A 13,682-nucleotide genomic window follows, 5' to 3' on the forward strand; every position below is an offset into this window, starting at 1 on the left:
TACTGACATGATTTACTGCGAGAAAATCAAAGACCTAGGATCAGTCCTTTAAGCTGCTAAGAGTGTCAAAGCAAAGGCCTCAAAGGGAATGCGACGAAGAGCTCGACTATGTCAACTCGGGCATCGTCCCATCAATCCGAAGTATTCCTAATTCACATTGTCCCCAGTATGAGAGCGAGAAGAGGCACTAGCCCCAATACTGCAGACGATTCCTACTAGGACTGCACCTAATGCTCCTAACAGGATTCCCGTGGAGGAGGGCAACAGTAATCCACCCACTGCGGAGCCGACTGCCGAGCCAAGGTAGTTCGCAGATGCATTAGCAGCAACAGCAGTCGCCCCTTCATCAGGGTTTGCACTAAGCATCGAATGCTGCTGCGGTGCCATAGACGACCACCCCAAAAGCCCCCAAGCAAAAAGACACACCACTGCCACCACGTGGCTCGAAGGGAAGAGCAGCAGTAGAGCGAAATCAGTCACGAGTAATGCAATGATAATGACCGTTAGTTTGCGTGAACTATTAACCTTGTCGAGCACCCTCCCAATCCCAAAAGCACCCGCTGCCCCGCCGATACCCCAGACCCAAATACCAGCAATGGTGTCTACCTGCACACGATCAAGCACTACAGGAATATAGGTGTACAACCCCAGCGAACCCACTCCAACAAAGAAAGTAACTAAGATCGTCAGGAAATTATCCACTCGGCCGATGACTCGGAGTCGCTGCCCCAACGAGGAAGAGGGCACAGCTGGTACCACACTCGCTTTGCGCAACGCTAGACCCGCTAACGCCACTATTCCAATGGCCGAGACCAAACCGATGGTAGCCCTCCAGCCTAGCTGTTTAGCTACCCCCAATCCCACCGGTACGCCCACGACAGTTCCCACCGCTAAGCCAGCCAGCACCATTGACAGTGCGCGCCCGCGATACTTTGCTGGGACGGACATCCCCGCTACGGCTGAGGACAACGGCGAATAAATTCCCGCTGCCGCACCTGCGATCAAGCGCGACACGAGAAAAACGCTCACTGTAGGCGAGACTGCAGTCACGACATTCGCCAAAGAAAACACAGCAACAGCTCCAAGCAGACCACTCCGCGGATCTTTGCCTGCCCTACCCGAGAACAGCGGACCAGATATTGCGTACGCGCCGGTGAAGGCGGTAACACCCAAGCCGATCACACTGCCACTTGTACCCAAGTCGTTTGCAATCTGTGATAGCAGTCCAGCGATAACATATGCGTCCAATCCGAGCGCTACACTGCCCAAAACTAACGGCCACAGCTGTTTAAGCATTCGAAATCACCATATCGAGTAAACCAGGGAACCGTTCGTCTAGATCGCCTCTGCGCAAAGAGATAACACAAGTTCGTCCCTGGCTTCTTGTCCACGTCACACCGGCTTCACGCAGCTGCCGAGTGTGGTAGGTCAGGGTAGATCGAGGCAGGTCATCAGCGAGCGTCAAACTATCGTGCTCCTGACCGTCTGCCAGGCGCCTAACCATCTCTAACCGGATGGGATCACTTACCGCAGCCAGAACACGGACGAATTCAAGGTCCTCGGTGGCCGGATGCTCATACTTTCGTGGGCTCATCACAACTCCAATCGTGCAAGAATTCCTGAACGATTGACCACAGTAAGCTACCCGAGAGATTCGTGCAAGATTTCTTGCACGAATTCAGGTGCGCAGATAAAGCCCCACCCAGACAGCGATAAATGAACACCGGAGTCTTGAGGAGCTCTATTTTTAGATACCAAGCTTTCAACCCCAGACGTCTCTAATTCATAACCTTCAACGTTGGCACAATAAATCGAGCCAAGTTTATGAAAGTAGAGAGCCCTATTCCTTCTTCTAACGGTACGTACAACGTAGCTTGATTTAATAGACCCTTCTACCCAAAAATATGCTCGAAAGTTCTTTGGTCAGGAAAGCATGACAGACACCGTCACCTCTTCAGGGAAAAGCAACTAATCTGCAGCACCAGAAATGATTTAGAGAACGAACAATCGCTGGTGACCAGTTGAAATGTTTAGTTCTCACGCACTTGCAGTTGGTTAAATGCGCAGGGCACACCGAAGCCCTCGACGCATAAGCGTTATGGATACCAACTCGCACCCCTCCACTGCACAGAATTGCCACTGCAAGAGTAGTTCCCTGCAGAAAATGGCGTCAGCTACTCCTAGACCCCAGGGGAGGTAATGAAGCGGTATCCCAATCCGGGTTCAGTGAGCAGGTATTGGGGATTAGATGGATCGGTTTCCAGTTTGCGGCGCAGCTGCGAGGTATAGATGCGCAGGTAGTGGCTTTGCCCTTCGAAACCCGGACCCCAAATCTCTGCGAGGAGGTCTTCTTTGCGCACCAAACCGCCGTGGGCACGCAGCAGCGTCGTAAGCACGCCCCACTCAGTAGGGGTCAGGTGAAGCGGCTTTCCTGCCTTGGTGATGGAGTGTCGAGGGACGTCGATCAGCACATCGCCCGCCCGCACCATCGTGGCTTCCCGCTGGGCAGATGGATGCTGGGGACTGCCATGCCGCAAAGCCACGCGCACGCGGGCCAAGAGCTCTTCCATAGAAAAGGGTTTGGTCACATAATCATCAGCACCGCGATCTAGGGCCGAGGCACTAAATAGGGGATCGGACCGGGCCGTAAGAATCAGAACGGGAATTGCTGACCACCCTCGAATCCCATCGAGGACCTCCCGCCCATCCATATCCGGCAGACCCATATCCAAAATCACCACATCGGGCTGTTGCTGGGAGACCACCTGCAGACCCTCCGCCCCGGTGCTCGCTGAATACACCTCGTATCCACGCGCCTTGAAGTTAATGCTCAAGGTGGTGAGCAAACGCGGATCATCATCCACGATGACAATCGTGGCCTTCTTATCAGTCATGGCTTTTCTCCTCCCGCAGCGGGAAACTCAGGATAAAGGTCGCTCCTGGAGTGGCCTCTACGGTGATAGTACCGTCCATGGCCTCCACAAATCCGCGTACGACGGAGAGGCCTAAACCCACCCCGTTGTCATTGCTGGTATCGCCCAAGCGCTGAAAAGCTTGGAAAAGCTCCTGCTGCTTTTCTGGTGAAATTCCCGGCCCTTCATCGCTCACACTCAGCTCCACGCGCTCATCTATAACCTGCGCATCAACGTTGACTGGTCCGCTCGGCGCATAGCGCAAAGCGTTATCGAATAGGTTCGCCAGCACGCGTTCCAGCAAAACGCTATCCGCGCAACAGGTGCGGCCACGGAGTCCAGAACCAATATGAATGCGACCAAGTTGGTCCTTGCTATGTCCAAAGGCACAGGAAGCAATAGCCCGATTGGCTACCTCGTATAACTCCACAGTATCCCGGCGTGCAGTTACCGCTCCTGCACTCAAACGCGAGTGATCCAATAGGTTGGTCACGAGCAGCGTGAGTTGATCGATGCTAGCTGCGGTTTCCGCCAGCAGTATTTCTTGATCCTCTGGACTGAATTCGATTTCGGAATTCCGCAAAGAGGACACAGCCAGCTTGGCCGTTGCTAGGGGCGTGCGCAGATCGTGGCTCACGCTCGATAGCAACGCACGACGCAATTCATCAGCGGCAGCAATGGCATCGGCACGTGCGGCTTCAGCCGAAAGCTTGTCGCGGCGCACTATGCCGGCTAAGTAACCTGCCACAACCGCCACCAAAGCACGGTCGCGGGCGGATAACGCTGGGCCTTCCATCACAATCTGGACCGTAGTGTCCTCGCTGGAGACCAACGTTTCTACCTCACGTTTATGAGTCTTTGCGGGGATATGCAGGTGTCTACTTTGCCGGGGCGAGGCCGCCGAAGCGTGCCAGGTAGAGAGTATGTCCCCGGAGGCGTCAAGAAGCACGGCCTTATGGCAGCCGAAGGTCTCTCCTACCTTGCGAAGCACTGTGTCGATGGGAGATACGTCCGCACGGCGGTTGAGGGCTGCGCGGGAAAAGACCGTCAAGAGCTCAGCATCGCGCGTGGCAATGGCCGCATTATGGTGCTCTATTTTGGTGCGCCGCACTTGTAGGCCCACGGCCAGGGCAATGGCTACCATGACCACGAGGATGACAGCGTTAGCCGGCTCAGCAATATCGAACGTGTACAGGGGCTCGGTAAAGAACCAATTGACCGCCAAGCCCGAGGCAAACGCAATAATTACCGCCGGCCACAGGCCAGCGAGCATGCTCACGAGGAGGATCAGCGCAAAGTAAAAAGCAGAACACGTGCCTGTTCCCAATGCCGAGCCGTCGATGCCTTGCAACAGTGCGGTCAAGGCGATGAAAGCGACAGCTGTGCCCACCCAAGACACCGCCCGGCGCGGAAGGGAATGCAATGGTCGCAGCAGTGGTGAAAGAGGCGAGGGTTTATCGGACGGAAGATTAACAATGTGACAATCGATCTTGCCTGAATCCCGCAACACGGCCTCAGCAACGGTGCCGCGCCAGTGCAGGCCTAAGCGACGCCGTGGTGAAACCCCCAGGACCAACTGGGTGGCGTTAACGCTGCGGGCAAAATTAAGCAGCGCTTCTGGCACCGAGTCACCGGTAACCTGATGCAAACGGGCACCCACGTCCTGAGCCAAGGATTGTAATTTGGCCAGTTGTTGAGCGGAACCTGCAACGGAAGATTCACCGGAAGAAAAGGAGTCCCCAAAAATTACGTGGACTACATGTAGCTCGGCTGAGGATTTGGACGCGATGCGGCGCCCGCGGCGAATGAGCAGTTCTGCGTGCGCGACGTTCTGAATGGCCACGACCACCCGTTCCCGCGCCTCCCAGGTATCAGTAATGTCTTGTTCAGAACGGTAGGATGCGAGAGCCTCATCAACCTGGTCCGCCAACCACAACAGGGCAAGCTCCCGCAGTGCAGTCAGATTGCCCACCCGAAAATAATTATTCAAAGCAGGGGCAATGCGCGCTTCTTTATAGACTTGGCCATCACTCAAGCGGGTGCGCAAGAGCTGCGGGGATACATCCACCAACTCGATCTCGTTCGCCGCACGCACGACCTCGTCCGGCACCGTCTCCTGCGGGGAAATACCGGTGATCTGGTTTATTACGTCATTGAGGCTTTCGAGGTGCTGGATGTTCAGGGTAGAAATCACATCGATTCCTGCGGCTAGGAGTTCCTCTATGTCTTCCCAGCGCTTAGCGTGTTCCTCACCGCGCGGATTGGAATGGGCAAATTCATCGACCAGAACGGTTTCCGGCTGGCGCGAGATGATGGCTGCAGTATCGAGTTCTCCGGTGGATAGCCCGGCGGCGTGGCGCCGCGGGATGGTCTCAAGGCCATCGCACAGCGCCCGAGTGAATTCGCGCCCATGATCTTCCACGATGCCAATGACCACATCGCGGCCGGCCAGCACAAGGCCGTGCGCCTCGTTGAGCATTGCACAGGTCTTACCAGACCCAGGCGCCGCGCCGAGGTAGATCTTCAAAGCGCCACGCTTGGTGCGCGCCGGAACTTTCTTGTCGTTCATATGGCACTCATCTTATGAGCAGGACGGTGGAATGGGCAGTGCTCGGTTGAGAGTAGTGACGTTGACTGCGTCTTCGCCCAGGAACCCGAGGCTGGCATGCTCCGTGTTGTCCTCGATGAGGCTTCGCACATCTTCGGTGCTCATCCCCTGCTCTCGTGCGACACGTGGAGCCTGTAGTTCAGCGTACGCAGGGCTAATGCCAGAGTCGACACCAGAGCCGGAACCGGTTACCGCATCGGTGGGAACATCTTCTGGAGCGGCGCCTTCAAGCTTGGCGATGTCCCCGCGCCGCTCCTGCACGGCTTTTTCTAGCTCGGAGCTACTAGCGCCGTAATTGCTCATGCCTTCGGAACGGGGGAAGAAGTACGGGCCTTCGGTCTGACCATCTTGCAGCTGGGTCGAGCCAGCTAGGCACTCACCTTGGTAAATGAGGTTGCCCTCGGCGGAGTCCGGCTTGATGCGGGAGATTCCCCACACGGCAGCGGGATAAATCATTCCCAGTGCGATAACGCACAATAGTACGGCTACGAATCCAGCGGCGAGGTTACGAAAATAGACACGCATTTTTGGTCCTTCTTTTTCTACATACCTGGAAGCAGGTTGACTACCTGGTCAATGAGCCAGATGCCTAGGAATGGGGTGATCACGCCGCCCAGTCCCCAAATGCCCAGGTTACGGCGTAGCAGGGACGAGGCGGAGGCCGGCTTATAGGCCACGCCCTTGAGCGCCAATGGGATAAGAGCAACGATGATGAGCGCATTGAATACCACTGCAGACACAATGGCGGATTGCGGCGAGTGCAGGTGCATCACGTTGAGGCGCTCGAGGTGCGGAAGCTGGGTAGAAAACAGGGCCGGCAAGATGGCGAAGTACTTCGCTAAGTCATTGGCCAAAGAGAAGGTGGTAAGCGCCCCACGGGTGATGAGCAACTGCTTGCCAATGCGCACGACATCGATAAGCTTGGTCGGATCAGAATCCAAGTCCACCATATTGGCGGCTTCCTTCGCTGCAGAGGTGCCCGTGTTCATGGCCACGCCCACGTCCGCCTGCGCCAGCGCCGGCGCATCGTTGGTACCATCACCGGTCATAGCAACCATGCGGCCATGCGCCTGTTCCTCGCGGATCCTGGCCAGCTTATCTTCCGGGGTGGCCTCCGCGATGTAATCATCGACGCCTGCCTCTTTCGCAATGGCCGCTGCCGTCAATGGGTTATCGCCGGTCACCATGATGGTTTTGATGCCCATCTGGCGCAGTTCGGCGAAGCGCTCCGCCATGCCCGGCTTGACGACGTCACTGAGCTGTACCACCGCAATAACCCTGCGGGTGCCGTCGGATTCTTCCACAGCAACGGGCAGCGGGGTTCCACCGCCTTCAGCAATCTGGGTCACGGAGTCTGCAATTTCTTGCGGCCAGTCGCCACCTGCTTCAGTTACCCACCGGCGCACAGCATCGCCTGCACCCTTACGCAGCTTTCGGTCTCTCAGGTCAAGCCCAGACATGCGGGTAGAAGCGCTAAATGGAATGACCTCGGCGGTCTTTTCTTCCTCTCCTGCTTCGGTAGAAAGGTGATAGTTTTCGGTCAACCACGACACGATGGAGCGACCCTCCGGGGTCTCATCGGCAACCGAAGCAACGCGGGCTATCTCCGCAGCTTCCTGCTCATCGACACCGCGCGCAACGATAAGCCCGGTAGCCTGCCGGTTGCCATAGGTGATGGTGCCGGTTTTATCCATGAGTAGGGTCGCTACGTCTCCCGCCGCCTCCACCGCGCGTCCGGACGTAGCCAGAACATTGTGGTGCACGAGGCGGTTCATTCCCGCGATTCCCACTGCGGATAGCAGGGCAGCGATGGTGGTTGGGATGAGGCAGACCAACAGGGCCACCAGCGAGAGCGGGGAGAGCTCCGCGCCGGTAAACAACCCCATTGGGGCCAGTGCGGTAACCGCAATGAGGAAGAGGATAGTCAGGGTAGACAGGAGGATGCTCAGCGCGATCTCATTCGGGGTCTTGCGGCGCTCCGCCCCCTCCACCAAGGCAATCATCGTATCGACGAAGGTAGATCCCGGCTCCGAGGTGATCTGTACCAGGATGGAATCAGACAAGACCACGGTACCGCCGGTCACAGCACAGCGATCGCCACCGGCCTCGCGAACCACGGGAGCAGACTCGCCGGTAATGGCAGATTCATCGACGGTTGCCGCGCCTTCAATGACGTCGCCGTCGCCCGGGATAGTCTCTCCGGCCTCCACGCGCACGATAGCGCCCTTGGTGAGCTCAGAAGCGGCAATGACCTCGATGCCGCCATCGGTGACCAGGTTAGCGGTGGCGGCATCGCGCACGGCGCGCAAGCTATCCGCTTGGGCTTTACCGCGGCCTTCGGCATATGCCTCAGCGAACGCGGCGAACGCAATGGTAAACCATAACCATACGGTCACCACCCAGCCATAAACGCTGGGGCTAAAGATGGACCACAGGGTAGTCAGCGCGGCGCCTACCCACACCACGAACATGACGGGGTTGCGGGCTTGGGCGAGCGGGGACATCTTGTGCGGCAACGATTTAAACGCTGCCGCAGCCAACCCACTGTTTTTGGTGGCAGAGCGCTGGGGAGTGCGTTGCTCAGTGGTCATAGTTGGTGTTGTCATGAGAGTGCCTCCGAAATGGGACCCAAGGTAAGAACGGGGAAGAAGGTAAGGGCGGCGACCAACACAATGACGCCGATGGTAAGCAGCGCGAAGGTCACACCGGACGTCGGCAAGCTGCCGGCGGTAGTGGCCTGCCGGCGTTGACCGGCTAGGCTGCCCGCCAAGTACAGGGTGAAAACGATGGGGAGGAAGCGGCCCAGCAGCATGGCGATACCGAGGGTGACTTGCCACCAGGGTTCGGTTACCGTCAGGCCCGCGAAGGCCGAGCCGTTATTATTCGACGCCGAGGTAAAGGCATAGAGCACCTCGGAGAGACCGTGCGCGTTATCCGGGGTTCCCGGCGCGCCGTAGTTGGTCGCGGAAAGCTCTACCAGCTTGCGCTGAGCCACCGATGCGCCCACGCCTACCAGGACGAGGACCGGCATGGTGAGGATGTACAAGCTCACCGCGGAGATTTCCTTGCGGCCGACCTTATTGCCCATGAACTCCGGTGTGCGTCCAACGAGCAGGCCGCCGATAAATACGGCGAGGATTGCCACCATCAGCAGACCGTAGAGGCCAGTGCCCACGCCACCCGGTGCAATTTCACCCAGGAGCATATTGAGGATCAACAAGCCACCACCCAATGGTGAGTAGCTATCGTGCATCGAATCGACCGCGCCGGTAGAAGTGCCCGTGGTAGACACCGCAAAGAGTGCGGAGGCGTCAATACCTAGGCGCTGTTCGATGCCCTCCAAGTTGCCGCCGGCTGCCTGGGCTGCCGCACCGGTGGTAGTGTGCTGCGCCCATACCACCAAGGCAACCATAACGGTCCAAATGCCGCCGATGACGCCAAGCAGGGTCCAGGCATGTTTTTGCGATTTCAGCATTACCCCATAGGCACGGATAAAGCAGAAAGAGATAACCAGCAAAGAAAAGATTTCCACGAGGTTGGTAAAACCAGTGGGGTTCTCAAAAGGGTGCGCCGAGTTGGCGCCGAAGATGCCACCACCATTGGTTCCCAGCAATTTAATTGCTTCCTGGCTAGCCACCGGAGCGCGCGGAATATCCACGCCCGCGGAGCTCACCAGGTTGGACCCGAAGGTTTGCATGGTTCCGCCCAAGATAAGGACGAAGGAAATCAATAGTGAAAGCGGCAAAAGAATGCGCACCAAACCGCGGGTGAGGTCAACCCAGAAATTTCCGATGAGGTGCTGTCCGCTCTCAGAGCCCAGCTTGTCACGGCTATATCCCAAGTGACCGATACCGCGAATGAGCGCAACCGCCACACACATGCCGACAGCCGCGGAGGCGAAGTTCTGGACGGTCAGGCCAAGCATCTGCGCAGCATTGGTCAGGGTTTCTTCGCCCGAATAGGACTGCCAGTTGGTATTGGACACGAATGACGCCGCGGTATTAAACGCCATCCACGGTTCCACCGCTGCGGAGCGGGGATTTCCAAAGCTAGGCACAACGGTTTGTAGGCGCTGCACCGCGTAAAGCACGAGTACGGATGCCAAGCTGAAGCCAAGCAATGCACGGCTGTAATTCTTGCTGTTATGCCCGCGGTTTGGGTCAACGCGCAGGACCTTATACACCGCACGCTCTATCGCCCAGTCCTTGTCAGAGGTGTAGCTGCGTGCGATCCAGTTGCCCAAAGGAACATATGCCGCCGCGAGCAAAACGACGAGGGCGAGGAACTGCGGTAACACCGCCCCAATGCTGGCGATCATGCGAAACGCTCCGGATCAACTAAGGAAATGATGAGGTAGATCACCAAGGCCACAACAATGACGAGGCCAATGACCGCTGTAATGGTGTTCATGGTTATGCATCACCGTCCAAAAGCTCGTTGAGGACGGAGGGACAGCCAACCGTCAGGATGGCTATCAGGATTGCCACGATGTCTAACATGTGGGAAACCCCCTTGTGCGAGTGAAACTTTCCTGTGCCTGACAGGTATGCCTGCCAGGTGCCGGTACCAAGGCAGCACCTGCTACGCACAAACGTTAGGACCACACCCCCGCTGCCCTAGGCAATCTTTGCGCTATCTTTACGCCTCCCGCTCGCAATTTTTATATTTCCTTTACACCCCTTTTGCGCCACCTTTTCTTCAGGCCGGGAACCGCCCTTTATCCACAACGAAGGCCCGCCGACAGCGCATCGGCGGGCCTTCTCCCCATGACTAATCTCTCGGTACCCAAGGAGGGAATGGAGCGCACCCTCCTGCAAGCACCGCCCGTGATTAGGCAAGCCTAAGTTTATAAACCTTTCGTAGGATGGTCAAGGGTTTGCCCATAAATTTCTTCACCCCTGACAAAAACACAGTTAACCTGCAATAACGAGTACAATCCGGAACCATGGCTGAGTTGAAATCCACTATTTCCGAACAACTCCGCAAATTCTGGCGTGCCAACGACAAGGATTTGACCGATTCCCCGCGTCGCGGCGTCGCCTCCCCTGCCGAGGCCACGGCACTGCGCGAGGAGGTCGCGGCCGAAATCGCGGACCTCATCAAAGCCCAGAAGGTCAAGACCAGCCCCGGCGATACAGCCCTCGACGCCGATGCCGCCGCTACCCTTCCCCTCGGCGCCCGCATCAAGCCGCGCGGCGTCTTCGAAGATGACTGGAGCGCGCGTCCTACTGCGCAGCGACCCTGGCCGGTTATCCTCATCCACGGCACCTGCGATACCAAAGGCGTATGGCAAATCCTCGGCAATGAACTGCGCCAGGACGGCTGGGCCGTCTTCGCCCCTGATTATGGGCACCGCGCTACCCAGCCGCTCGCGGAATCTGCGCGCCAGCTTGGCGCTTATATCGACACCGTCCGTGCAGCCACCGGTGCGCACAAGGTTATTCTCATCGGCCACTCCCAAGGCGGGCTGCTTGCCCGCTATTGGATGCGCATGATTGGCGGCGCCGAGCACGTCCTCCATCTGATGTGCATCAGCGCGCCAAACCACGGAACTACCTACGGCGGCATCGTCAGCCGCCTCATTCGCACCCCGCGCCAAGAGGCGGTAATGCGCTCCGTCATCGATGGTTGGTTCGGACCGGCGGGAATGGACCAAATTGTCGGCAGCGAAGCCCTACGCGAGGCCAATCGCGATGGCGATTTGGAATCCGGCGTGAGCTATACCTGCATTGCCACCCGGTCTGATGCCGTCGTGGTCCCACCCGAAACCTGTTTCCTCGACCCCCGCGGCGTCGCAGAGGGCACCGTGCGAAATATTTACGTCCAAGACTTCGACCGCCGAGCAGTGGTCATGCACGAGGATATGCCGATGGACAAGCGCGTCCACGCCATCGTGCGCACCATCTTGGAATTAGTAGAGACTATCCCACGCTAGTTAGAGCTCCAGCTCATCAAGCACCGCGTCAAAAGCCGGACCCACCTGCGTGCGCCACAGCGTATCCACTTTCTTATCACCCCGGCCGGGCCCACCATTGATGACGGCCACACGTTTGCCCTGTTTCTTTGCCTCCAGCACAAAGCGATACCCGCTCATTACCGCCAGCGAAGACCCAGCAACCAGCAGCGAGCGCGCCTGTCCTAACACGGCAAAAGCGGCATCACGGCGCTCCGCCGGCACGGGCTCACCAAAGTAGACGACGTCCGGCTTCAACAAGGCAGAACCACAGCGCTCGCACCCTGCCATGCGGAAGGCTGCCACATCGGCCTCATCAAGCGTCACATCACCGTCCGGGTTCACCTGATCCGCCTCCACGACAAGGCGTTCCAGGTACCCCGGGTTCGCTGCAGCTAGGCGCGCATCAAAGTGCGGCCGCGCCTCCCAGTGCCCGCACATCAAGCACACCACGGTTTCCATATCGCCATGCAGCGCCACCAAGTTCGCGGTTCCCGCCTGTTTATGCAGGCCATCCACGTTTTGCGTGACCACACCATTGACCAGCCCGGCGCGCTCCAGTTCCACCAGCGCATAATGCGTGCGATTCGGCACCGCGGAATCCATAACCCGCCACCCCACAAAGCTGCGGGCCCAATACCTATGGCTCGCGGCCGGGTCGTGGCGAAATTCCTGATAGGTCATCGGCCGGTGCCTACTGAGCGATCCGCGCGGGCCCCGATAATCCGGCACGCCCGATTCCGTAGACACCCCAGCCCCAGTCAGCACCATCACTGGGCCCTCGCGCAGCTGCTTGACGACGTCCCCTAAGGCCTTCCCTTCCTCCGTATGCGGCGCCGATTCTTCGACCACTCGGGCGATCGAACGCAGCGCAGACTGGTGGGCAAGGGAAACGGCGGGATCCATGCCCCCGATGCTAGCTTTCGGGCAAATGCTCTACATAAAGCCACTCCGAATCCAGCTCGCCGTGACGCGAGCACGTGGTATGCCAGCCATCGGGACGTACCTGGGCCACCATGCGCCGGCCACAGATTTGGCAGTAGCGCGGCACATCGAGGCCCGCGGCAGCAGCTGGGTGCAGCGTGAAGGCCTCTTCGATTGGCTTACCGGTATTCGGATGGAAAATCGGCTCATCCCCAGCTAGGACGGCAGCAGCCAATTCAGACGTCGGTTCGGATAAGCCAGGCACTACAGGGCCTTAATCGGCAGGTCGATGCGGTGCAACATGTCCACATCCTTTTCAATCTGCTGGCCCAGGGTGGTCAGGTAGTTGCCGGCGATAATGGCGTTGATGCCGCCGAGCAGGCCGCGCTCAGTGCCGTCGTCGCCAAGCGAAAGCTCGCGGCCACCAGCAAAGCGCAAGGTGGTAGACGGCATGGCCAGGCGGAACGCCGCCACGGCGCGCAGGCCCTCGCCCAGCGGAACCAGCGGGCGATCCGCAAAGGGGGTACCAGGTCGCGGATCGAGGAAGTTCATCGGCACCTCGCACGGATCAATCTCTGCCAGCTGCGCGGCGAATTCGGCGCGCTGCTCCAGGGACTCGCCCATGCCGATGATGCCGCCGCAGCAGACCTCCATACCTACCTCGCGCACATAGTCGAGCGTCTGCTTGCGCTCCTCCCAGGTGTGGGTGGTGACCACATTGGGGAAGAAGGAACGGGAGGTCTCCAAGTTGTGGTTATAACGCTGCGCGCCCATATCCTTCAGGCGCTGGGCCTGCTCGCGGGTCAGGGTGCCCAGAGAGCAGGAAATCTCAATATCGACGGCGTCATTAATCGCGGCAATGGCCTCGCCCACCTGGTCCAGCAAGCGATCGTCCGGCGACTTCACCGCGGCGACGATGCAGAACTCGGTAGCGCCGGACTTAGCGGTCTTCTGCGCTGCCTCCACCAGCTCAGGGATGTTGAGGCGCACGGCGCGCACCGGGGACTCAAAAAGGCCGGATTGGGAACAGAAGTGGCAATCCTCTGGGCACCCACCGGTCTTAATGGAGATAATGCCTTCCACCGATACGTCCGGGCCGCACCACTTCAGGCGGGTCTGGTGGGCGATATCGGCAATTTCCTCCAGCTGGGAATCCGGAACCTGCAATACCTGCAGCAGCTCTTCCTGGTTGAGGCCTTTGCCTTGCTCTAGGGCTTTCTCACGGGCGATGTCAACGATGCTCATGGTGCTAAACCCTACTTGAACGGCGTTCAACTTTGGTTAA

At 58.3% G+C, this 13,682-nt stretch carries 11 protein-coding genes; 1 reads left to right on the forward strand and 10 read right to left on the reverse strand.

All coding sequences use genetic code 11. The features are described from left to right. Window positions 1–147: 147 nt before the first annotated feature. The 7 genes from LG376_RS03295 to kdpF all read right to left on the reverse strand — a co-directional run bounded on the left by LG376_RS03295 (window position 148) and on the right by kdpF (window position 9,930). Window positions 148–1,296 carry an MFS transporter gene (locus LG376_RS03295; RefSeq protein WP_005328255.1) on the reverse strand — a complete coding sequence of 383 codons (1,149 nt, stop codon included), beginning with the start codon at window positions 1,294–1,296 and terminating at the stop codon, window positions 148–150. An 884-nt stretch (window positions 1,297–2,180) separates the two neighbouring features. Continuing rightward, window positions 2,181–2,894, reverse strand: coding sequence for a response regulator (locus tag LG376_RS03305; RefSeq protein WP_225746157.1), 714 nt, complete (start codon window positions 2,892–2,894; stop codon window positions 2,181–2,183). Continuing rightward, a complete protein-coding gene (locus LG376_RS03310; RefSeq protein ID WP_225746158.1) occupies window positions 2,887–5,481 on the reverse strand; it encodes an ATP-binding protein in 2,595 nt (864 codons plus the stop codon). The genes LG376_RS03305 and LG376_RS03310 overlap by 8 nt, the downstream gene beginning before the upstream one ends. A 12-nt stretch (window positions 5,482–5,493) precedes the next feature. Beyond that, window positions 5,494–6,045, reverse strand: coding sequence for a potassium-transporting ATPase subunit C (locus LG376_RS03315; RefSeq protein WP_225746159.1), 552 nt, complete (start codon window positions 6,043–6,045; stop codon window positions 5,494–5,496). A 17-nt stretch (window positions 6,046–6,062) separates the two neighbouring features. Next, on the reverse strand, window positions 6,063–8,126 hold the full coding sequence (kdpB, locus tag LG376_RS03320) for a potassium-transporting ATPase subunit KdpB (RefSeq protein WP_225746160.1): 2,064 nt from the start codon (window positions 8,124–8,126) through the stop codon (window positions 6,063–6,065). Continuing rightward, the gene (gene kdpA, locus LG376_RS03325) at window positions 8,123–9,838 is read right to left on the reverse strand and encodes a potassium-transporting ATPase subunit KdpA (protein ID WP_225746161.1); all 1,716 of its coding nucleotides are present in this window, start codon (window positions 9,836–9,838) and stop codon (window positions 8,123–8,125) included. The genes kdpB and kdpA overlap by 4 nt, the downstream gene beginning before the upstream one ends. Next, window positions 9,835–9,930, reverse strand: coding sequence for a K(+)-transporting ATPase subunit F (kdpF, locus tag LG376_RS03330; protein WP_225746162.1), 96 nt, complete (start codon window positions 9,928–9,930; stop codon window positions 9,835–9,837). The genes kdpA and kdpF overlap by 4 nt, the downstream gene beginning before the upstream one ends. A gap of 535 nt (window positions 9,931–10,465) precedes the next feature. Here kdpF and LG376_RS03335 point away from each other — a divergent pair. Then, a complete protein-coding gene (locus tag LG376_RS03335) occupies window positions 10,466–11,455 on the forward strand; it encodes a triacylglycerol lipase (RefSeq protein ID WP_225746163.1) in 990 nt (329 codons plus the stop codon). Here LG376_RS03335 and LG376_RS03340 read toward each other — a convergent pair whose 3' ends face one another. From LG376_RS03340 to bioB, 3 genes are read right to left on the reverse strand one after another with little or no spacing between them, the layout of a single operon-like run. Beyond that, window positions 11,456–12,379: a Sir2 family NAD-dependent protein deacetylase gene (locus tag LG376_RS03340; protein ID WP_225746164.1), complete on the reverse strand. Its 924-nt coding sequence runs from the start codon at window positions 12,377–12,379 to the stop codon at window positions 11,456–11,458. Between the two features lie 10 nt (window positions 12,380–12,389). Continuing rightward, window positions 12,390–12,662, reverse strand: coding sequence for a hypothetical protein (locus LG376_RS03345; RefSeq protein WP_225746165.1), 273 nt, complete (start codon window positions 12,660–12,662; stop codon window positions 12,390–12,392). After that, window positions 12,662–13,642, reverse strand: coding sequence for a biotin synthase BioB (gene bioB / locus LG376_RS03350; RefSeq protein WP_005326317.1), 981 nt, complete (start codon window positions 13,640–13,642; stop codon window positions 12,662–12,664). Before bioB ends, LG376_RS03345 begins: the two co-directional genes overlap by 1 nt. Between the last annotated feature and the right edge of the window lie 40 nt (window positions 13,643–13,682).

Origin of the sequence: Corynebacterium sp. Marseille-P4611 (genome assembly GCF_916618765.1) — a bacterium.
Taxonomy (GTDB): Bacteria; Actinomycetota; Actinomycetes; order Mycobacteriales; family Mycobacteriaceae; genus Corynebacterium; species Corynebacterium marquesiae.